The organism is Nonomuraea gerenzanensis (assembly GCF_020215645.1).
Taxonomy (GTDB): Bacteria; Actinomycetota; Actinomycetes; order Streptosporangiales; family Streptosporangiaceae; genus Nonomuraea; species Nonomuraea gerenzanensis.
This window is the reverse complement of sequence record NZ_CP084058.1, coordinates 9,157,610-9,177,187: the sequence shown is the minus strand read 5'-3', so window position 1 is coordinate 9,177,187 and position 19,578 is coordinate 9,157,610. Positions and strand designations below refer to the sequence as shown.

The 19,578-nt window shown below is 74.0% G+C and carries 20 protein-coding genes; 16 read left to right on the top strand and 4 right to left on the bottom strand.

Going from position 1 to position 19,578, the window contains the following annotated elements; genetic code table 11:
- Positions 1-23: 23 nt before the first annotated feature.
- The 16 genes from LCN96_RS42605 to LCN96_RS42525 all read left to right on the top strand — a co-directional run bounded on the left by LCN96_RS42605 (position 24) and on the right by LCN96_RS42525 (position 16,559).
- Positions 24-353 carry a TcmI family type II polyketide cyclase gene (locus LCN96_RS42605; protein WP_225268085.1) on the top strand — a complete coding sequence of 110 codons (330 nt, stop codon included), beginning with the start codon at positions 24-26 and terminating at the stop codon, positions 351-353.
- Positions 350-2,005: an acetyl-CoA carboxylase carboxyltransferase subunit alpha gene (locus tag LCN96_RS42600; protein ID WP_225268084.1), complete on the top strand. Its 1,656-nt coding sequence runs from the start codon at positions 350-352 to the stop codon at positions 2,003-2,005. Before LCN96_RS42605 ends, LCN96_RS42600 begins: the two co-directional genes overlap by 4 nt.
- Entirely contained in the window at positions 1,998-2,453 is a 456-nt protein-coding gene (gene accB, locus LCN96_RS42595; protein WP_225268083.1) for an acetyl-CoA carboxylase biotin carboxyl carrier protein, read from the top strand. The genes LCN96_RS42600 and accB overlap by 8 nt, the downstream gene beginning before the upstream one ends.
- Positions 2,450-3,817, top strand: coding sequence for an acetyl-CoA carboxylase biotin carboxylase subunit (locus tag LCN96_RS42590; RefSeq protein WP_225268082.1), 1,368 nt, complete (start codon positions 2,450-2,452; stop codon positions 3,815-3,817). The genes accB and LCN96_RS42590 overlap by 4 nt, the downstream gene beginning before the upstream one ends.
- A gap of 87 nt (positions 3,818-3,904) precedes the next feature.
- Positions 3,905-4,612, top strand: coding sequence for a response regulator transcription factor (locus LCN96_RS42585; RefSeq protein ID WP_263657392.1), 708 nt, complete (start codon positions 3,905-3,907; stop codon positions 4,610-4,612).
- An 8-nt stretch (positions 4,613-4,620) separates the two neighbouring features.
- The gene (locus LCN96_RS42580; protein ID WP_225268081.1) at positions 4,621-5,994 is read left to right on the top strand and encodes a sensor histidine kinase; all 1,374 of its coding nucleotides are present in this window, start codon (positions 4,621-4,623) and stop codon (positions 5,992-5,994) included.
- 128 nt (positions 5,995-6,122) lie between these two features.
- Complete coding sequence (locus LCN96_RS42575) at positions 6,123-8,027, top strand: multicopper oxidase domain-containing protein (protein ID WP_225268080.1); 1,905 nt, start codon at positions 6,123-6,125, stop codon at positions 8,025-8,027.
- A 78-nt stretch (positions 8,028-8,105) separates the two neighbouring features.
- Positions 8,106-8,648, top strand: a complete 543-nt coding sequence (locus LCN96_RS42570; RefSeq protein ID WP_225268079.1) for a hypothetical protein — start codon at positions 8,106-8,108, stop codon at positions 8,646-8,648.
- Positions 8,645-9,697 carry a peptidoglycan-binding protein gene (locus LCN96_RS42565; protein ID WP_225268078.1) on the top strand — a complete coding sequence of 351 codons (1,053 nt, stop codon included), beginning with the start codon at positions 8,645-8,647 and terminating at the stop codon, positions 9,695-9,697. The genes LCN96_RS42570 and LCN96_RS42565 overlap by 4 nt, the downstream gene beginning before the upstream one ends.
- The gene (locus LCN96_RS42560; protein WP_225268077.1) at positions 9,694-10,374 is read left to right on the top strand and encodes an ABC transporter ATP-binding protein; all 681 of its coding nucleotides are present in this window, start codon (positions 9,694-9,696) and stop codon (positions 10,372-10,374) included. The genes LCN96_RS42565 and LCN96_RS42560 overlap by 4 nt, the downstream gene beginning before the upstream one ends.
- Complete coding sequence (locus LCN96_RS42555; RefSeq protein ID WP_225268076.1) at positions 10,371-11,681, top strand: ABC transporter permease; 1,311 nt, start codon at positions 10,371-10,373, stop codon at positions 11,679-11,681. Before LCN96_RS42560 ends, LCN96_RS42555 begins: the two co-directional genes overlap by 4 nt.
- 100 nt (positions 11,682-11,781) lie before the next feature.
- Entirely contained in the window at positions 11,782-12,024 is a 243-nt protein-coding gene (locus LCN96_RS42550) for an acyl carrier protein (protein WP_225268075.1), read from the top strand.
- The gene (locus LCN96_RS57230) at positions 12,021-12,842 is read left to right on the top strand and encodes a cupin domain-containing protein (RefSeq protein WP_311132065.1); all 822 of its coding nucleotides are present in this window, start codon (positions 12,021-12,023) and stop codon (positions 12,840-12,842) included. The genes LCN96_RS42550 and LCN96_RS57230 overlap by 4 nt, the downstream gene beginning before the upstream one ends.
- Positions 12,842-14,104 (top strand): beta-ketoacyl-[acyl-carrier-protein] synthase family protein, encoded by a 1,263-nt coding sequence (locus LCN96_RS42535; protein ID WP_225268074.1) that lies wholly within the window; start codon positions 12,842-12,844, stop codon positions 14,102-14,104. Before LCN96_RS57230 ends, LCN96_RS42535 begins: the two co-directional genes overlap by 1 nt.
- A complete protein-coding gene (locus LCN96_RS42530; RefSeq protein WP_311132064.1) occupies positions 14,101-15,321 on the top strand; it encodes a beta-ketoacyl synthase N-terminal-like domain-containing protein in 1,221 nt (406 codons plus the stop codon). The genes LCN96_RS42535 and LCN96_RS42530 overlap by 4 nt, the downstream gene beginning before the upstream one ends.
- A 98-nt stretch (positions 15,322-15,419) precedes the next feature.
- The gene (locus LCN96_RS42525; RefSeq protein ID WP_225268073.1) at positions 15,420-16,559 is read left to right on the top strand and encodes a S1C family serine protease; all 1,140 of its coding nucleotides are present in this window, start codon (positions 15,420-15,422) and stop codon (positions 16,557-16,559) included.
- A gap of 14 nt (positions 16,560-16,573) precedes the next feature.
- On the opposite strand, the gene LCN96_RS42520 is transcribed toward LCN96_RS42525, so the two are convergent.
- The 4 genes from LCN96_RS42520 to LCN96_RS42505 are packed head-to-tail and all read right to left on the bottom strand — an operon-like array spanning position 16,574 to position 19,578.
- A complete protein-coding gene (locus LCN96_RS42520) occupies positions 16,574-17,422 on the bottom strand; it encodes a 5-oxoprolinase subunit C family protein (protein WP_225268072.1) in 849 nt (282 codons plus the stop codon).
- Positions 17,419-18,036 carry a 5-oxoprolinase subunit B family protein gene (locus LCN96_RS42515; RefSeq protein WP_225268071.1) on the bottom strand — a complete coding sequence of 206 codons (618 nt, stop codon included), beginning with the start codon at positions 18,034-18,036 and terminating at the stop codon, positions 17,419-17,421. The genes LCN96_RS42520 and LCN96_RS42515 overlap by 4 nt, the downstream gene beginning before the upstream one ends.
- Positions 18,033-18,788, bottom strand: coding sequence for a LamB/YcsF family protein (locus LCN96_RS42510; protein WP_225268070.1), 756 nt, complete (start codon positions 18,786-18,788; stop codon positions 18,033-18,035). The genes LCN96_RS42515 and LCN96_RS42510 overlap by 4 nt, the downstream gene beginning before the upstream one ends.
- Before the next feature lie 16 nt (positions 18,789-18,804).
- Entirely contained in the window at positions 18,805-19,578 is a 774-nt protein-coding gene (locus tag LCN96_RS42505) for a thioesterase family protein (RefSeq protein ID WP_225268069.1), read from the bottom strand.

The following is a 19,578-nucleotide window of genomic DNA, read 5'->3' as shown; positions in this document are numbered from 1 at the left end:
GATCCCGACGACGAGGAGACCTCGTGACCGACAGGAGTCTGATCGTGGCCCGCCTGGAGCCCGGGGCGGCGGCCGACGTCGCCCGCCTCTTCGGGGCCTCCGACGCCACCGCCCTCCCGCACGAGCTGGGCGTGATCCGCCGGCACCTGTTCCACTACCACGACCTGTACTTCCACTACGTCGAGTTCGACGGCGACGCCCGCGAGCAGGTGGGCAAGGCCCGCGGCCGCTCCGACTTCCAGCGGCTCAGCGCCGACCTCGGCCGGTACGTCAAGCCGTTCGACCCCGCCACCTGGCGCAGCCCGGCCGATGCGATGGCCAGCGAGTTCTACGGGTGGGAGCGCAGCTCATGACCCTCACGCTGAGCGACGCCACCGTGTCCTGGACCACCTGCGCCGGTTGCGAGACCCTGCTCTACCTGCCCAAGCTGGCCCGCAGCAAGCACGTGTGCCCCGACTGCGGGCACCACCACCGGCTGGGCGCCCGCGAACGCCTGAGCCTGCTCCTGGACGACAACACCTTCCAGGCCGCTCCGGGCGTGCGCGGCGGCGACCCGCTCGGCTTCACCGACTCGCGCTCCTACCCCGAGCGGCTGGAGAGCGGGCGGCGGGCCACCGGGCTCGCCGACGCCGCACTCTACGGCAAGGGCCTGCTCGGCGGGCGGCCGCTCATCGCGCTGGCCATGGACTTCGCGTTCATGGGCGGCAGCATGGGCTCGGCCGTGGGCGAGCTGGTCTGCAGGGCCGCCGACGAGGCGCTGGCCACCCGCAGCCCGCTGCTGCTGGTGGCCGCCAGCGGCGGCGCCCGGATGCAGGAGGGCGCCCTGTCGCTCATGCAGATGGCCAGGACCGCCGCCGCGGTACGCCGCCTGCGCGGGGCGGGCGTGCCCTCCATCTGCCTGCTGACCGATCCCACCTTCGGCGGGGTCACCGCCTCCTTCGCCACGCTGGCCGACATCCTGGTCGCCGAGCGCGGCAGCCTGATCGGCTTCGCCGGGCCACGCGTCATCGCCGCCGCCACCCGCGAACGCCTGCCCGAGGGGTTCCAGACGGCCGAGTACCTGTTCTCGCGCGGCATGCTCGACCGGGTCGAGCCGCGCGAGGCGGTCCGGCCGCTGCTGGCCCGCCTGCTCAACCTGCTGGACGGCGGGACGGCCCCCTACCGGGACGAGCCCGCGGCTCCGCCCGAGGGCGACGGCCAGGCGCCCTTGAGCGCCTGGGAGACCGTCCGCGTCGCCCGTGACATCCAGCGGCCCACCACGCTCGACTACCTCGGCCACATGTGCGAGGACTTCGTCGAGCTGCACGGCGACCGGGTGCAGGGCGACGACCCGGCCGTCGTCGGCGGGCTCGCGGTCATGGACGGCGTCCGCGTCATGATCATCGGCCACCAGAAGGGCCACGACACGCGGGAGCTGGTCTCCCGGAACTTCGGCATGGCCCATCCCGAGGGCTACCGCAAGGCGTTGCGGCTCATGCGGATGGCCGAGTCGTACGGCCTGCCGGTGGTCACGCTGATCGACACCCAGGGCGCGGCCCCCGGCATCGGCGCGGAGGAACGCGGCCAGGCGTGGGCCATCGCCTCCGCCATCGCCGGGATGGGCGAGCTGCGGGTGCCCATCGTGGCGACGGTCACCGGCGAGGGCGGCAGCGGCGGCGCGCTGGCGCTCGGCGTGGCCGACGAGGTGCTGATGACGCGCAACGCCTGCTACTCCGTCATCAGCCCCGAGAGCTGCTCGACGATCCTGACCGGCGGCCCGTCCCAGGCCGCCAGGATGGCCGAGTCGCTCCGCCTCACCGCGCCCGAGCTGCTGCGCCTCAACGTGATCGACGGCATCGTGCCCGAGCCTGCGGGCGGCAGCCAGGCCGACCACGCGCAGGCCGCCGACCTGCTCAAGGGCGCGATCCTGGGCACGCTGGCCAGACTGGCGCACGTGCGCCCGGACGAGCTGGTGCGGCGCCGGCACGACAGGTTCCGCGCCCTGGGCCCGGTCGCCGATGGCTGAGCACGAGTGGAGCGAGGAGTTCCGGTTGCTGCGCGCCGAGGCCAGCAGCCTCGTCAAGACCATCCCCGGCACGGTGTCCAGCGTCGTGCTCCGGGCCGGCGACCGCAGCGTGGAGATCTCCTGGGCCGCCCAGGAGCCCGCCACGACCGGGCAGCAGCAGCCGGCGCCGCCCGCGCGGGAGGAGGAGAGCGCCGACCCGTCGCTCAGGTCGGTCGTCGCGCCCCTGGTCGGAACGTTCTACGTGGCCCCCGAGCCGGGCGCCGAGCCCTTCACCCGGCCCGGCGCGCGGGTCGAGCCCGGCCAGACCGTCGCCATCGTGGAGGCGATGAAGCTGATGAACCAGGTGGCGTCGGAGTGGTCGGGCGAGGTCGTGGAGGTGCTCGTCAGCGACGGCCAGCCGGTCGAGTTCGGGCAGGAGCTGGTGCGCGTGCGGGTGGAGGGCGCATGACCGCGCCGCCGTTCCGCAAGGTGCTCATCGCCAACCGCGGCGAGATCGCCCTGCGCATCGCCAGGACCTGCCGCGAGCTGGGCATCGCCACCGTGGCCGTCTACAGCACGCCCGATCGCGACAGCGCCGTGGTGCGCTTCGCCGACGAGGCGGTGCACATCGGCCCCGCCGCGCCGCGGCGCAGCTACCTGTCCATGCCGGGGCCCATCGAGGCGGCGCTGCGCTGCGGCGCCGACGCGGTGCACCCCGGCTACGGCTTCCTGTCGGAGGACCCGGACTTCGCGACCGTCTGCGCCGCCAACGGCCTGACCTTCATCGGCCCCCGCCCCGAGGTGATGGCCGGGGTCGGCGACAAGGCCAAGGTGCGCGAGCTGATGCGCGCCGCCGGCCTGCCCGTGCTGCCCGGCAGCGACGGGGCCGTGCCCACGGTCGCCGAGGCCGGACAGGTGGCCGCCGAGATCGGCTACCCGCTGGTGGTCAAGGCCGCCGCGGGCGGCGGCGGCCGGGGCATCGGCGTCGTCCGGAGCGCCGCGGAGCTGCCGCGCGTCTACCGGGAGACCGTGGCGCTGGCCCGCGCGGTCTTCGGCGACGGCGAGGTCTACCTGGAGCGCTACGTCGATCGGGCCCGCCACGTGGAGGTCCAGGTGCTCGGCGACGAGGCCGGCAACGTGGTCCACCTGGGCGAGCGCGACTGCTCGCTGCAGCGGCGCAACCAGAAGCTGGTCGAGGAGGCGCCCTCGCCCGGCCTCGACGACCGCACCCGGGCCGCGCTGGGCGAGCACGCCGTCGCGGGCGCCAAGGCCGTCGGGTACACCGGCGCGGGCACGATGGAGTTCCTGGTGGACCACGCGGGCACCGTGACGTTCATGGAGCTGAACGCCCGCATCCAGGTCGAGCACCCGGTCACCGAGGCGCTCACCGGCATCGACCTGATCCGCGAGCAGATCAGGATCGCCGCCGGGCTCCCGCTCAGCGTCAAGCAGGAGGACGTGCGCGCCACCGGCGCGGCCATCGAGTGCCGGATCAACGCCGAGGACCCCGAGGCGGACTTCCGGCCCGCGCCGGGCCTGCTGGAGGTCTTCGACGTGCCCGGCGGCCCGTGGACGCGGGTGGACTCGGGGTTCGTGCGCGGCGACTCGGTGCCGCCGTACTACGACTCGCTGCTGGCCAAGCTGATCGTCTGGGCGCCCACCCGGGCGGAGGCGATCGCGCGGGCCGACCGGGCGCTGTCGGAGTTCGCCGTCGCCGGGCCCGGTGTCGTCACCACCATCCCGCTGCTGCGCAGGCTCATCGGGCACCCCGTCTTCGCCGCGGGCGAGCACACCACGCGTTTCGTGCACGAGCTGCTCGAAGCGGGACCGTGACCCGGCGGTCAGCGGGCCTTCAGCTTTTCGTCAGTCTCGCCGATGATGATGACCGGCGGGTCCGGCAACGGGAAGCGGGGTGGGAGCGTGGCCGAGACAGCCAGAGGGCCGGAGGCGCGGCTGCTCGTCGTCGAGGACGAGCCCGACATCCGCGAGCTGCTCGCGGCCAGCCTGCGCTTCTCCGGGTTCGAGGTGGTGAGCCTGGCCAGGGGGGTGGGCGCGATCGAGGCGGCGCTGCGGCACCGTCCTGACCTGATCATCCTCGACGTGATGCTGCCCGACCTCGACGGTTTCGAGGTGATCAAACGGCTGCGCTCGGGCGGCGACCGCACTCCGGTGCTGTTCCTGACCGCCCGCGACTCGGTGGACGACCGGATCAAGGGGCTCACGCTGGGCGGCGACGACTACGTGAGCAAGCCGTTCAGCCTCGACGAGGTCGTCGCCCGGATCAGGGCCGTGCTACGGCGGCTGCGCGACGGTGCGAGCGCGCCGCCGTCCCGGCTCACCTTCGCCGACATCGAGCTGGACGAGGAGAGCCACCAGATCTGGCGCGGCGGCGAGCCGGTCCAGCTCTCCCCGACCGAGTTCAACCTGCTGCGCTACTTCATGCTCAACGTCGGGCGGGTGCTGTCCAAGGCCCAGATCCTCGACCACGTCTGGCACTACGACTTCCGGGGCGCCGACGGCATCGTGGAGAAGTACGTCTCGGCGCTGCGCAGGAAGGTCGACCACCGCGACCCGCGGCTCATCCACACGCTGCGCGGAGTCGGATACGTGCTCAGGCCGCCTCAGTGAGCGGGCAGGTGAGCAAGCAGGTCAGCGGGCAGACGAGCAGGCGGGTGAGCAGGACGCCGCTGCGCGTCAAGCTCACTGTGACCGTGGTGCTGCTGGTGACGGTGGCCGCGGCGGTGATCAGCGCGGCCACCGTGCTGCTGCTGCGCGACCGCCTGCTCGACCGGGTCGACGACCAGCTCGAACGGGTCACCGAGACCCTGCACAACGACATGCGCGACGAGCGCCCCAGCCCGCAGGGGCAGCTCCTGGTCTACGTGCCGAGCGACGTCTCGGTGCTGCAGCTCGGCCCGGACGGCGCCGTGGTCGCCCGCTCCAGGAACGCCGACCCCGCCTTCGAGGCGGCGCTGCCCGCCGACCTGCCCGAGGGCATGTCCACGGTGGAGAGCTGGCGGGTGCTCAAGGACGGCGGGCTCGTCGTGGCCATGCCCCTCACCCACGTGGACGAGACCGTCGCCCAGATGGCCTGGATCGACGCGGTCGTGGCGCTGATCGTGGTGGCGATCGTGGCCGCCGCCGGGGTGGCCGTGGTCCGGGGCAGCATGCAACCGCTGGAGGAGATCGAGCGCACGGCCGAGGTCATCGCCGCGGGCAACCTGTCGCAACGGGTCGAGGGCGAGAACGACAGGACCGAGGTGGGGCGGCTGGCCAGGGCGCTGAACGGCATGCTGGCCCAGATCGAGGCCGCCTTCCGGGCCAGGGCCGCCTCGGAGGCGTACATGCGCCGCTTCGTCGCCGACGCCGGGCACGAGCTGCGCACGCCGCTGACCGCGATCCGCGGCTTCGCCGACCTCTACACCCGCCAGCGCGGCGAGGACGAGCTGGTCTCCAGGATCGGCAGGGCGACGGGCCGGATGACCCTGCTGGTGGAGGACCTGCTGCTGCTGGCCCACCTCGACCAGCGCCGGCCGCTGCGCGCCGACCGGGTCGACCTGCTGGCCGTCGCGGCCGAGGCCGTGCAGGAGTGGTCGCTGCTGGCTCGCGACCGCAAGATCGACCTCGCGGTCAAGGGGGAGAACGCGCCGCTGGTGACCGGCGACGAGTCGCGGCTGCGCCAGGTCATCGGCAACCTGCTCAGCAACGCCGTGCGGCACACGCCGCCGGGCACCGCCGTCGAGGTCCGGCTGCTGGAGGGCCGGCTGGAGAACGGGGCGCCGGCCGTCGTGCTGGAGGTCGCCGACCAGGGCCCCGGGCTGTCGCGCGAGCAGGCCGAGCGGGTCTTCGAGCGGTTCTACCGGGCCGACAAGGCCCGCTCGCGCGACGAGGGGGGCAGCGGACTGGGCCTGGCCATCGTCTCCGCGCTCGCCGTCGCCCACGGAGGCGTGGCCGAGGCCGACCCCGGGCCCGGCGCGGTCTTCCGGGTGCGCCTGCCCGCCGCTGACTGAACGGTCTGCCTGCGGTCAGGTGGCATTCAGCCACGACCGATTCGATGAGGTCTCGTCCGAAGGATGAGGGCTCTTCTCATCACCGTGGTGGAAGACCTGTGCAACAGGGGGTGCCTAGCGTGGCGGCCGTGGACGACAAGGGAGTTTTCCGGCAGGGGCCGACCCGGCGCCAGGCGTTCGCCGGCGCCGGCGCGGCGATCGGAGCGGCAGCGGGCGGATGGGGCTGGGCGCGGGCGCACACCCGCGCGGGCGAGCCGCCCGCGGAGCCGGCACTGGTGCTGAACAAGTTCGTGGACCGGTTGCCGATCCCGCCGGTCGTCAAGCCGGTGCAGCGGGGATCGGCGTGGGAGCTGACGATCCGGATGCGGGTGGCCGAGCGGCGGCTGCACTCCGAGATGCCGCCCACCCGGCTGTGGACCTACGAGGGCTCCTTCCCCGGGCCGACGATCGAGGTGATGCGCGGCCAGCGGGTCAGGGTCACCTGGGCCAACCAGCTGGCCGCGCCCATCCCGCTCGAAGCGGTCCAGGTCTCCGACGAGGGGCTGCCGGCGGACAAGCCACCGGCGAACTACCCCGGCCGCGACGGCGTCGCGCCGGTCCCCGAGGTCGGCGCGTTACCCGCCTGGGCGGCGGTGCACCTGCACGGCTCGCGCACCGGCGGGGGCAACGACGGCTGGGCCGAGAACGCGGTCCACCCCGGCGACGCCCAGCTCTCCGAGTACCCCAACGACCAGCCGGCGACCACGCTCTGGTACCACGACCACGCCATGCACCTGACGAGGTTCACCGTCTTCTCCGGGCTGGTCGGCATGTACCTCGTCCGGGACAAGGAGGAGGCGGCGCTCGGGCTGCCGCGTGGCAGGCACGAGATCCCGCTGGTGCTCTGCGACCGCAACTTCGACCTCGGCGCCGACGGCGAGCCCGACGGGCGGCTGCTGCACAAGGTCATCCTGGAACGCGTGGAGCCGCCCTCGCCGGGCTTCTTCCTGGGGCCGTACAACCTGGTCAACGGGGTCGTGTGGCCGTACCTGGACGTGGAGCCGCGCTGGTACCGCTTCCGGGTGCTGAACGCCTCCAACGCGCGCACGTACCGGCTGATGCTGCTGGACCAGGACGGGCAACCGCTGTCAGGAGCCATGAAGGTGATCGGCTCGGACTCGGGCCTGCTCGGCGCGCCCGCGCCGGTCACCGGCGCGCTCACGCTCGCGCCCGCCGAGCGGGCCGACGTGCTGGTGGACTTCTCCGCGCTGGCCGGCCGGACGCTCAAGCTGGTCGACACCTACCCGGGCATCACCCCCGGCCGGCCGAACCCGCGCAACGGCATCCCCGAGCCCGACATCATGAAGATCAACGTGTCGGGCGGGCAGCCCGGCGGCGGGTTCACGCTGCCGGCCGTGATCTCGCCGTCGTTCCAGCGGCTGACCCACGACGACGTTCCCGAGACCCACGGGCACCGGTGGATCGTCGTCCCGCCCGCCGCGACCTTCACCGGCCAGCCCAACGAGCTGGGCATGTGGGAGATGGTCGAGGTCGACCCGGACACCGTGACGATCCCCAGCGCCGGGATCGTGCAGATCCAGGGCCCCGACGGCAAGGTCAGGACCCTCCGGCGCGTGGCGGGCGAGTACGCCGACCGCAGCGACTTCGTCATCCCCCGCGACCAGTGGGAGGTCTGGAACTTCCTGATCCTGACCCGACAGCCGCACCCGATGCACGTGCACATGATCCGCTTCCAGACCCTCAGCAGGGACGTCTACGACCGCGCCGGATGGAGCGACGACGTGCGCGGCACCACCAAGCCGATCACGTTCGTCCGCCAGGGGCCGCTCGAAGGCCACGAACAGGGCTGGAAGGACGTGGTGCGGGCGCAGGGCGTCGAGCTGGCCACCGTACTCGGCAAGTTCGACCAGGTGGGCCGCTACGTCTACCACTGCCACATCCTGGAGCACGAGATGCACATGATGCGCCCGTACGTGGTGATGCCCCCTGAAGTGCTGAAACTCCACCCGCACGAGCCCGGCGGGCACCACTGAAGAGTCAGGTTGTTTTCTGGCGAATGGGCAGGGCCCGGTCAGCTTCGGCCGCGAGATTGTGCTCGGAGGTGATCGAAGATGAGACCACGTTGGTCCATGCTCCTTATCTGCGCCGCCGCCGTGCTGGCCCTCACCGCCTGTTCCAGCCCGCCGGGGGAGCAGCCCGCGGCCCAGCCCGCATCCTCGGCGCCAGGGTCGGCACAGGCGTCGGCGTCGGCGTCATCGACCGGCGGCACCGAGGACAGCCTGGCCCGCTGGATGACCTGCATGCAGGAGAACGGCGTGCCGGTGGAGGACCCCCGGGAGAGCGGCCGGCTCAGCGCCGCCGACACCGGCGTCAGCCAGGAGACCCTGGAGAAGGCCCAGGAGGCCTGCCGCCAGTACGTCCAGCCGGCCGCGGGCGACCGGCCCAACGCCAACGACCCGAGCGTGATGGACAAGTACCTCGCCTATGCCGTCTGCATGCGCGAGAACGGCGTCGACATGCCCGACCCCAAGGCCGACGCCAACGGCGAGATCGTGATGGACTCGCGGACGGCCACCGACTCGCCGCAGTACGTCAAGGCCAACAAGGCCTGTGAGAGCAAGCTGCCCGGCGGCGGTCCAGGCGGCGCGCGGTGAGCAGGCGCGGCCTCATCGCATCCGCCGCCGCCGTGCTGCTGGTCGGCGGCGGGGCCGCCGCGGTGGCCCTGCTCGCGCCGGGCGAGGGCGCGGTGGCGGGAGGAGGCGCCTCGCCGCTGCCTGCCGCCACCGCGACGGTGCAGCGCGGCGACATGGTGGACACCCTGACCGTCAGCGGCGTCCTCGGCCACGGCGCCGAGCAGCCGGTGGTCAACTCCGCGGGCGGCACGCTCACCGCGCTGCCCGCGGAGGGCGCGGTCGTCCGCCGCGGCGGCGAGCTCTACGAGGTGAATCGCGACCCCGTGACCCTGATGTACGGCCCCAAGCCCATGCACCGCACCCTGGAGCTGGGCGTGACCGACGGGGCCGACGTGCGCCACCTGGAGCGCAACCTCAAGGCGCTCGGCCACGACCTCAAGGTCGACGACCACTTCGACTGGTCCACCGTGGAGGCCGTGTGCGCCTGGCAGAAGGACGCCGGCCTGCCGGTGACCGGCGAGGTCACCAAGGCCCAGGCCGTGTTCCTGCCCGGCGAGGTCCGCGTCCAGTCGCTGCGCGCGGCCACCGGGGCGACGATCCGCCCCGGGCAGACGCTGCTCACGGTCACGGGTGTCGGGAAGGTCGTGACCGTGCAGCTCGACGCGGGCCGCCAGAGCCTGGCCGAGAAGGGCGCCCCCGTCCAGGTGCAGCTCCCCGGCGCGGTGGAGCTGCCCGGCAGGATCGCGGCGGTCGGCACCGTGGCCAAGCCGGCCGAGGACGGCGCGTCCACGGTGGAGGTCCGCGTCACCCTGGACGACCCGGCCAAGGCCGGCACGCTCGACCAGGCGCCGGTCAGTGTCGAGCTGCGGAGCGAGACCCGCCGCGACGTGCTGTCGGTGCCCGTCGAGGCGCTGCTCGCGCTGCGCGAGGGCGGTTACGGCGTCGAGGTCGTCGAGGGCTCGGCCGTGCGGGTCGTGCCCGTCAAGGCCGGGATCTTCGCCGGCGGACGCGTCGAGGTGTCGGGCGCCGGCCTGACCGAGGGCATGCGGGTGGGAGTGCCGGCGACATGACGCCCATCGTCAGCCTGGAGAACGTGGTGAAGACCTACGACGGCGGGGTGGCCGCGCTGCGCGGCGTCGACCTGGACATCCACCCCGGGGAGCTGCTCGCCATCGTCGGCCCGTCCGGCTCGGGCAAGTCGACGCTGCTGCACATGATGGGCGTGCTCGACCGCCCGACCTCGGGCCGGGTGGTCATCGCCGGTCACGACGCCGGCCGCCTGCCGGACCGCGAGCTGTCGGGCCTGCGCGCCTCGCTGCTCGGCTTCGTCTTCCAGCAGTTCCACCTGGCCGCCGGGGTCCCGGCGCTCGACAACGTGGCCGACGGCATGCTGTACTCGGGCGTCCCGCTGCCCGAGCGGCGCAGGCGCGCCGCCGAGGCGCTGGAGCGCGTCGGGCTGGGCGCCCGGATGAGGCACCGCCCGCACGAGCTGTCCGGCGGCGAGCAGCAGCGCGTCGCCGTGGCCAGGGCCGTCGTGCGCGAGCCTGCCATCCTTTACGCGGACGAGCCCACCGGCAACCTCGACACCGCCTCCGGCGCCGAGGTGCTGAACGTGCTGCGGTCGCTGAACGCCGACGGCACCACCATCGCCATCATCACGCATGACCACGAGGTCGCCGCCGCGGCGGGCCGGCAGGTCGGGATGCGCGACGGCCGTGTCGTCTCGGACGTCAGGAGCGCCGCATGAACGGCCCGCGACCGGGCGAGGACGGCGCGCCCACGGTGCGGGCCGGCGAAGACCGCGCGCCCACGGTGCGGCCCGGTGAAGATCGCGCGCCCACCGCGCGGCCCGGCGAAGGCCCGGCGGCCACCGTGCGGCCGGCCCGGCTGAGCGCGCGCGACCTGCTCAGAGTCGGGCTGGCCGGCCTGCGGGTCCGGCGCACGCGCGTCGTGCTCGCCTCGCTCGGCATCGCGATCGGCATCGCCACCATGGTCGCCGTGGTCGGCATCTCCTCCTCCAGCCAGGCGGACCTGCTGCGCAGGCTCGACGAGCTGGGCACCAACATGCTGACCGTCAAGGCCGGGCAGACCCTGATGGGCGGCGACGCCAAGCTGCCCGAGCAGTCGGTGGCCATGGTCGGCAGGATCGACGACGTCTACGCGGTGGCGGCCACCGGCGACCTGGAGGCGAGCGTCTACCGCACCGACCGGATCCCGGACGAGCGCACCGGCGGCATCTCCGTCCGCGCGGCCACGCTCGGCCTGCTGGACACCGTCCAGGGCCGGGTGCGCACCGGCTCCTGGTTCACCGAGGCCAGCGAGCGCTACCCCACCGTGATCCTCGGCGACCTGGCCGCGCGCCGGCTGGGCGTGACCGCCCCGGGCCGGCAGGTCTGGCTGGGCGGGCGCTGGTACACCGTGCTCGGCGTGCTGGATCCGGTGCCGCTGGCGCCCGGCATCGACCGCGCGGCGCTCGTCGGCTGGAACGGTGCCAAGGAGCTGCTGGGCTTCGACGGCCATCCCACCACCCTGTACGAACGCTCCACCCCCGAGGCCGTCGAGACGGTCAGGAGCGTCCTGCCGCGGACGGTGAACCCGGAGTACCCGGAGGAGGTCACCGTCAGCCGCCCCTCGGACGCGCTGGCCGCCCGCGCGGCCACGGCGGGCGCCTTCACCAACCTGCTGCTCGGCCTGGGAGCGGTCGCGCTGCTGGTCGGCGGCGTGGGAGTGGCCAACACGATGGTCGTCTCGGTGCTGGAGCGGCGCAAGGAGATCGGCCTGCGCCGGGCTCTCGGCGCCACCAGGGGCCACATCAGGGCCCAGTTCCTGGCCGAGTCGCTGCTGCTGTCCGGGCTCGGCGGCGCGGCAGGGCTGGTCCTCGGCGCGCTCGTCACCTTCGGTTACGCGCTGTCCAACGGCCTGCCCACCGTGGTGCCGCCGTGGGCGATCGGCGGCGGGCTGGCCGCGGTGGTGGTCATCGGCTGCGTGGCCGGCCTCTATCCCGCCGTGCGGGCGGCCCGGCTCTCCCCGACGGTCGCCCTCGGTACGACCTGACCCCCACCTCCGGGAGGGGGACCTCCTCCCGGAGGCTCGCCGGGACATTCATCACGGTGGCGGAAGACCCGCCGGGCCCCCCGCTCCTAGCGTGAGCCGCATGTCAGCCAACACCTTCACCCCGGCAGACCTGAAGACCCTGCTCCAGGCCGTGGGCCTGGGGCCCGCGCAGGACGACTACACCCTGACCTTCGAGCAGCTCGCGCTGGACTCGCTGGCCAGGGTCGAGATCGCCACGAGGATCGAGGACCGCTTCGGCCTCGCCCTGGAGATCGACGCCGACCACACCCCGGCGCAGGTGGCCGCGCTCGTCAACCAGCGCCTGGCGGGAGCCGCGTCATGATCGGCCACACGGACAACGCCATCGACGTCGACGCCCCCATCGGCTTCGTCTGGGCGCAGACGAACGACGTGCGCACCTGGCCCGAGCTGTTCACCGAGTACGCGAAGGTGGAGGTGCTGGAGGAGACGGCCGGCTCCGTCGTCTTCCGGCTCACCATGCACCCCGACGAGCAGGGCCGCGAGTGGTCGTGGGTGTCCGAGCGGAGCTGGGACCGCGACACCTGGACCGTGCGCGCCCGCCGGGTCGAGACCGGCCCGTTCGAGTTCATGAACATCACCTGGACCTACGAGGAGCTCGCCGCCGACCGCACCCGCATGCGCTGGGTCCAGGACTTCCACATGAAGCCCGACGCCCCCGTGGACACCGCGGGGATGACCGAGCACATCAACCGCAACACCCGCGTCCAGATGGAGGTCATCAAGGAGCGGGTGGAGCAGCGCAGGCGAGCGGTGATCGGTTTCACCGACGTGCCGTCCAACACCCGCCGCGGCGGCGACCTGCGCACCCTAGTCTCCCCGGCGACCGTGGGCGCCAGCTCCGGCTTCCTCGGCGCGGTCCGCCTGGCCCCCGGCGAGAAGATCGCCGAGCACTACCACCCCTATTCCGAGGAGTTCGTCTTCCTGGCCAAGGGCGAGCTGCGCGTGGACCTCGACGGCGAGCCGGTCGCCCTGAGCGCCGAGCAGTCGCTGCTCGTGCCCAGGAACGTCCGCCACCGCCTGACGAACGTCGGCGAGGGCGAGGCCCTGGCGGTCTTCCAGCTCAGCCCGCTGGCCCCCCGGCCCGAGCTGGGCCACGTCGACACCGAGGCGGCCACGTGATGGCCGGGCCGCGGCGCAGCGTCGTCACCGGGATCGGGGTGATCGCCCCCGGCGGCGGCAACCGTGAGGAGTTCTGGCAGCGCATCACGGGAGGCAAGCCCGCCATCCGGCGGATCACGACGTTCGACCCCGGGCCGTTCCGCTCCCAGATCGCCGCCGAGTGCGACTTCGACCCCGCCGCCCACGGCCTCACCCCCCAGGAGGTCAGGCGGCTGGACCGGTTCGTGCTGATGGCGCTGGCCTGCGCGCAGGAGGCGTACGCCGACAGCGGGCTGAGCTCGCCCGACCCCGAACGGACGGGCGTCTCGCTCGGCACGGCCGTCGGCTCGACCATCCGCCTGGAGGAGGAGTACGTCGTCGCCAGCAACGGCGGCAGGGACTGGGTGGTCGACCCGACCCACGTCGCCCCGTTCCTCTACCAGGCGCTGGTGCCCTCCAGCGCGGCCGCCGAGCTGGCCGTCCGCTTCCATGCCCAGGGCCCCGCCGCGGTGATCTCGACCGGCTGCACCTCCGGCATCGACGCGGTCGGCCACGCCCACACGCTGATCCAGGACGGCGAGGCCGACGTCGTCATCGCCGGCGCCTCCGACGCGCCGATCTCCCCGATCACCGTGGCCTGCTTCGACGCGATCAGGGCGACCAGCCCGCGCAACGCCGACCCGGAGCAGGCGTCGCGGCCCTTCGACGCCGACCGGCAGGGCTTCGTGCTCGGCGAGGGCGCGGCCGTGCTGATCGTGGAGGAGCTCCAGCACGCCCTGGCCAGGGGTGCGCGGGTGTACTGCGAGATCACCGGCTTCGGCGCGCGCGCCAACGCCTTCCACATGACCGGCCTGCGCCCGGACGGGTTCGAGCTGGGCGAGGCGATCACGGAGGCGATGGACCGGGCCCGGGTCACGCCGGACGACCTCGGCTACATCAGCGCCCACGGCTCCGGGACCAAGCAGAACGACCGGCATGAGACGGCCGCCTACAAGCGGGCGCTGGGCGAGGCCGCCCGGCACGTCCCGATCAGCTCCATCAAGTCGGTCATCGGGCACTCGCTCGGGGCCATCGGCTCGATCGAGATGGCGGCGTGCGCGCTGGCGATCCAGCGCGGCGTGGTCCCGCCCACGGCCAACCTGACCACCCCCGACCCCGAATGCGACCTGGACTACATCCCGGTCACCGCCAGGGAAGTCACCGTGGACCACGCGCTGTCGGCGGGCAGCGGGTTCGGCGGGTTCCAGTCGGCGATGATCTTCTCCCGCCTGGAGGCCGCGTGAGCCGCAGGATGGCGATCACCGGCATCGGCGTGCTCGCGCCGACCGGGCTGGGCGCGGCCGAGCACTGGGAGAACAGCCTGGCCGGGCGGTCCGGGCTGCGCCCGCTGCCCGACTCCGCCGCCCTGCCCATGAAGGTGGGCGGGCGGCTGACGGGCTTCGACGAGGACGAGCTGATCGAGCCGCGGCTGCGGGTCCAGACCGACAGGTGGTCGTGGATGGCGCTGGCCGCGACCGAGTTCGCGCTGGCGGACGCGGCGCTCGACCCCACGGGGGAGTTCCCGTTCCACCTGTCGGTGGTCACCGCCAGCTCCTCCGGCGGGAACGCGTTCGGCCAGCGGGAGATCGAGGCGCTCTACCGGTCGGGGCCGCGGGCGGTCAGCGCGTACCAGTCGATCGGCTGGTTCTACGCCGCCAGCAGTGGCCAGATCTCCATCCGGCACCGGGTCAAGGGGCCCTGCGGGGTGATCGTGTCCGACGGGGCGGGCGGGATCGACGCGCTCGCCCAGGCCGGGCGGCACATCCGCCGGGGCGTCCAGGCGGTGCTGGTGGGCGGGACCGAGGCGCCGCTGTCGCCGTACGCGCTGGTCTGCCAGGCCGGGCAGGGCTCGTTCAGCGGCGAGGCCGACCCCGCGCTCGCCTACCGGCCCTTCAGCCGGCAGGCGAACGGCTTCGTGCCCGGTGAGGGCGGCGCGATGCTGGTGGTCGAGGAATGGCAGCGGGCCCACCTGCGCCCGGCCGCCAACGTCTACGCCGAGATCATCGGTACCGCCGCCACCCACGACGCCCGCCACCCCGCCGCGCCACCGGCCGACGGCGTGCAGCTCGCCCGGGCCATGCGCCTGGCGCTGGAGCGGGCCGGCTGCGTCCCCGCCGACGTGGACGCGGTCTTCGCCGACGGCGCGGGCACCCCGGAGGGCGACCGGGCCGAGGCGCAGGCGCTGGGCGAGGTCTTCGGCGGGCGGAAGGTTCCCGTCACCGTCCCCAAGACCATGACCGGGCGGCTGAACTCCGGTGCCGCCGCCCTCGACGTGGCCTGGGCGGCGCTCGCGCTGCACCACGGCGTGCTGCCGCCCACGATCAATACCGGCGACCCGGCCCACGACCTCGACCTGGTCACGGAGGCCAGGCCGATGCCCGGGCTGCGCACGGTGCTCGTCGTGGCGCGGGGGATCGGCGGCTTCAACGCGGCGGCGGTGCTGCGCGCCTCTGACAGGTGACGGCGACGGTTGTCACAGGAATCAGTCAGCCAGACGTCAGCGCGGTGGCAGGTAGCGGCCCGACTGTGGCACTACACGCCATGTCACGGGAGGCCGCATTGTCGACCAGGGAGCAGGGCCGCGAGGGCGGCATCGTGTACACGTACTATCCCGGAGAAGGATCGTGGCAGGTGGAGCAGCCGCCTCCGCCACCCCCGCCGCCCCGCCGCAGCCGGCTCACGGCGGCGGTCGCGGGGGTCGCCGTGGGCTCGCTGCTGGCCTGGCTGATCGGCGTCCCGCTGCTGGGGCGCCCCGGCGAGCGCGAACGCGCCTCGGCCCTGATCGCCCCGGCGCCCGTCCCCGCCGCCACCACCACGCCCGCGCCCCGGCGGGGTGACGACCTCGCCGGCATCGCCGGGGCCGTGCTGCCCAGCGTCGTCTCGGTGACCGCGCCGGGCGGCGCGGGCTCCGGCGTGGTGTACGACGCCGAGGGCACCGTGCTCACCAACGCCCACGTGGTCGCGGAGACGGCGGGCGGCGAGGTCACGCTGCGCCTGGGGGACGGTGCCACGCTCCAGGCGACCGTCGTGGGCGCCGACCCCGTCTCCGACATCGCGGTGCTCAAGGCCCGCGACGCGGCGGTGCTGCGGCCGGCCAGGCTGGGCGACAGCGACGACCTCAGGGTCGGTGAGGAGGTGCTGGCCGTCGGCAGCCCCTTCGGCCTGGCGGGCACCGTCACCGCCGGGATCGTCAGCGCCCTGCACCGTACGCTGTCGGGCGAGGCCGGCGAGCCGGCGCTCGCCGACGCCATCCAGACCGACGCCGCCATCAACCCGGGCAACTCGGGCGGTGCGCTCGTCGACATGGACGGGGAGGTGATCGGCATCAACACCGCCATCGCGGGCGCCGGGACCGGCAGCGTGGGCGTCGGCTTCGCCGTCCCCGTGAACGAGGCCAAGCGGGTCGCCGACGGGCTGCTGGCCACGGGCCGGGTCGAGCACGCCCGGCTCGGCGTCTCGGTGCTCGACTCCCAGGGCCGGCCGGGCGCGCTGGTCGGCGAGGTGACCAGGGGCGGCCCCGCGGACGAGGCCGGGCTGCGCGCCAACGACGTGATCACGGCGCTCGGTGACACGGCCGTCACCTCGGCGGCCGGCCTCGTCGCCGCCGTGCGCGCCCGCCGTCCGGGGGCGCGGGTCAGCATGACGTACGAGCGGCAGGGCGCGCGGCGTACGGCCGAGGTGGTGCTCGCCGGATCCTGAGGCGCCCCCGTCTGTCAGCGGTCGCCGGGGCGCTGATGGAAGATCTCGAAGCGGACGTCGTCCCCGGGGCGCAGCTGCGCGACGACCGGCAGGTCGGCGGGGCGGACCACGGCGATGACCGGATACCCCCCGGTGGGCGGGTGGTCGGCCAGGAACACGATCGGCTGCCCGCTCGGCGGCACCTGCACCGCCCCTGCCACCATGCCCTCACTGGGCAGCTCGCCCTCCTTGGCCCGCTCCAGCCGCGCACCGCGCAGGCGCGCGCCGACGCGGTTGCTGTCCGGCGTCACCGTGTACGGCCGCGCACACAGCTCCGCCAGCGCCTCCGGCACGAACCAGTCGTCCCGCGGCCCCGGCGACACTCCCACGACGGCCGCCCGCGGTCCGGGCAGCGGCGCCAGGTCCACGGAGATCTCCCCCTCGGGCCGCCCCACCGGCAGCAGCGTGCCCGCCCGCAGCGGCTCGGGCCCGAGCCCGGACAGCGAGTCGGTGGAGCGGCTGCCGAGCACGGGCTCGACCGCGATGCCGCCGCGCACCGCCAGATACGTGCGCAACCCCCACCGGGGCACCCCCAGCCGCAGCTCACCGCCCGCCGGCACCCAGAACGGCGCCCCCATGCCCGCTGTCCCTGTAAGGGGTGCGCCGGTCAGCGCCGCCCACGCGCCGTCGAGGAAGCGCAGCCGCGCCCCGCCGAACGTCAGCTCGATCCCGGCCAGCGACTCGGCGTTGCCCACCAGCCGGTTGGCCAGCCGCAGGCTCGGCGCGTCGGCCGCACCCGACCTCGGCACCCCCAGATGGGCGTACCCCGGCCGCCCCAGATCCTGGACGGTCGCGTACGGCCCGGGGCTCACCACCTCGATCATGCGACCTCGAACCGCACCCGCATGCCCGGCCGGAACAACGACGGCGGATCGCCCGCCACGTCCCACACCCGCACCGCCGTGCGCCCGATCAGCCGCCAGCCGCCGGGGGACGCCGACGGGTACACCGCCGAGTACGGCCCCGCCACCGCCACCGATCCGGCGGGCACCGACGTGCGCGGCGTGTCCAGCCGCGGCGCGTGCAGCACCGGATCGAGCCCGGTCAGATAGGCGAACCCCGGGGCGAACCCCAGCCACCCCACCACCAGCTCCCGCCCGGTGTGCCGCGTGACCACCTCATCGGCGGAGATCCCAGCCAGCTCCGCCACGGAATCGAGATCCGCCCCGTCATAGACCACGGGAATCGTCACCAGCGGCTGCTCCTCGCCCGCCCCCGCGCCGGCCCGCTCCCGCGCCCTGCGCGCGACGTCCTCCAGCCGCGCCCGCAACCTGCTCTGATCCGCCCCCGGCGCCACCACGAGCACCGTCTCAGGGCCCGGGACGATCTCCACGACCCCCTCGGGCCGCTCCGCCCGCAGCGCCGCGTCCAGCCGGTGCGACAGCTCCAGCGAGCCGGTCTCCACGAGCAGCCCGTGCTCCCCGGCCGTCCGGATCACGCGAACGCCTGCAGGACCACTCCGGCCGCCAGCAGCTCGTCACGCACGCCCTGCGCCAGCCTGACGGCGTCAGGCGTGTCACCGTGGACGCAGATGGAACGCGCCGCGATCGGCACCGAACTTCCGTCAGCGGCCGTCACAGAGCCTTCCACGGCCATCTGGCGGGCCCGCGCGGACACCGCGGCGGGGTCGTGGATCACCGCGCCCTGCTCGCGGCGCGGCACCAGCATCCCCGCCGGCGTGTACGCGCGGTCGGCGAACGCCTCGCTCACCGTCGGCACGCCCTCGGCCGCCGCCACCTTGTGCACGACGGAGCCGGGCAGCGTGAGCACCGGCAGCGCCGGATCGTAGTCGGCCACCGCCTCGATCACCGCCGTCGCCTGGGCCTCGTCGCGGCAGATCCGGTTGTACAGCGCGCCGTGCGGCTTGACGTACGACACCCGGCCGCCCATCGCCCTGGCGATGCCGTCGACGGCGGCGAGCTGGTAGAGCACCTCGGCGCACAGCTCCTCCGGCTCGACGTCCATCTCCCTGCGGCCGAAGTGCGCCAGGTCCCGGTAGGACACCTGCGCCCCGATCGCCACGCCCCGGTCGACGGCCGCCGCGCACGTGCGTCTGATCGTGACGGGGTCGCCGGCGTGGAAGCCGCACGCCACGTTCGCGCTCGTGACGATGTCGAGCAGGGCGAGGTCGTCGCCCAGCTTCCAGATGCCGAAACCCTCGCCCAGGTCCGCGTTGAGGTCGATCACCATGCGTCCATCATGGCGGTTACCCCTGCCTCGGCGCGACGAACAGCGTCTGTGTGGCCGTGCCGATCTCACCCGCCACGTCGAACAGGGTGGAACGGGTCAGCCCGCGGCCCGACGGGCCGATGACGGTCTCGGCGTCCATGCAGACCCATTCGCCCGCCGGAGCGCGGAACAGCGAGATCGTCAGGTCCACGTTGACGAAGAGGTGGGTGTCGAAGTCGAGGGCGAGGCTGACGCCGTTGCCGCTGTCGGCGAAGACCGCCACCCGCTCCACCGGCGTCGGCTCCTCGCCCCGCACCAGCGGCATCGTGAGCCTGCCCCAGACCGTGGCCGGGCCCGGCTCCAGGGGGCCGCCGGTGACGAAACGCCAGTCGAGCGCCTTGCCGTAGCCGAACCCCGACTGCAGCCACGACCGCGCGTGCCCCTCCTCGCGCGGCGGGATCGGCGGGGGCTGCCGGACCGGCGTGGGCGGCGTGTCGGCCTCGCGGATGCGCCACGCGGTGGCCCTGACGAACTCGCGGCCGCCCGAGGACACGCTCGCCGACAGGCACTGCACCCGCTTGCCGTCGCGGACGACCTCCGCCGCCACCTCCAGCTCGGCCACCGGCACCGGCGCGAACACGTCCACCACCAGCCTGGACAGCTCCAGCCCCGGCCGCGGCGCGGTGCGCGCCAGCTCGTGCGCGATGAGCGCGGTGACCGGGCCCAGGTGCTGGGTGCGCGGGTCCCACGGGCCCTGGGTGTGCTCCGAGGCCAGGTAACGGCCCTCGCTCAGCCGTTCGTACATCGCCAT

What these genes read in the sequence shown, in the direction of transcription:
- LCN96_RS57230 (WP_311132065.1), top strand. Translation starts at nt 12,021, where the DNA reads ATGATCGGCCACACGGACAACGCCATCGACGTCGACGCCCCCATCGGC.
- LCN96_RS42570 (WP_225268079.1), top strand. Translation starts at nt 8,106, where the DNA reads ATGAGACCACGTTGGTCCATGCTCCTTATCTGCGCCGCCGCCGTGCTG.
- LCN96_RS42535 (WP_225268074.1), top strand. Translation starts at nt 12,842, where the DNA reads ATGGCCGGGCCGCGGCGCAGCGTCGTCACCGGGATCGGGGTGATCGCC.
- LCN96_RS42560 (WP_225268077.1), top strand. Translation starts at nt 9,694, where the DNA reads ATGACGCCCATCGTCAGCCTGGAGAACGTGGTGAAGACCTACGACGGC.
- LCN96_RS42510 (WP_225268070.1), bottom strand. Translation starts at nt 18,788, where the DNA reads ATGGTGATCGACCTCAACGCGGACCTGGGCGAGGGTTTCGGCATCTGG.
- accB (WP_225268083.1), top strand. Translation starts at nt 1,998, where the DNA reads ATGGCTGAGCACGAGTGGAGCGAGGAGTTCCGGTTGCTGCGCGCCGAG.
- LCN96_RS42550 (WP_225268075.1), top strand. Translation starts at nt 11,782, where the DNA reads ATGTCAGCCAACACCTTCACCCCGGCAGACCTGAAGACCCTGCTCCAG.
- LCN96_RS42590 (WP_225268082.1), top strand. Translation starts at nt 2,450, where the DNA reads ATGACCGCGCCGCCGTTCCGCAAGGTGCTCATCGCCAACCGCGGCGAG.
- LCN96_RS42555 (WP_225268076.1), top strand. Translation starts at nt 10,371, where the DNA reads ATGAACGGCCCGCGACCGGGCGAGGACGGCGCGCCCACGGTGCGGGCC.
- LCN96_RS42505 (WP_225268069.1), bottom strand. Translation starts at nt 19,578, where the DNA reads ATGGCGATGTACGAACGGCTGAGCGAGGGCCGTTACCTGGCCTCGGAG.
- LCN96_RS42520 (WP_225268072.1), bottom strand. Translation starts at nt 17,422, where the DNA reads ATGATCGAGGTGGTGAGCCCCGGGCCGTACGCGACCGTCCAGGATCTG.
- LCN96_RS42600 (WP_225268084.1), top strand. Translation starts at nt 350, where the DNA reads ATGACCCTCACGCTGAGCGACGCCACCGTGTCCTGGACCACCTGCGCC.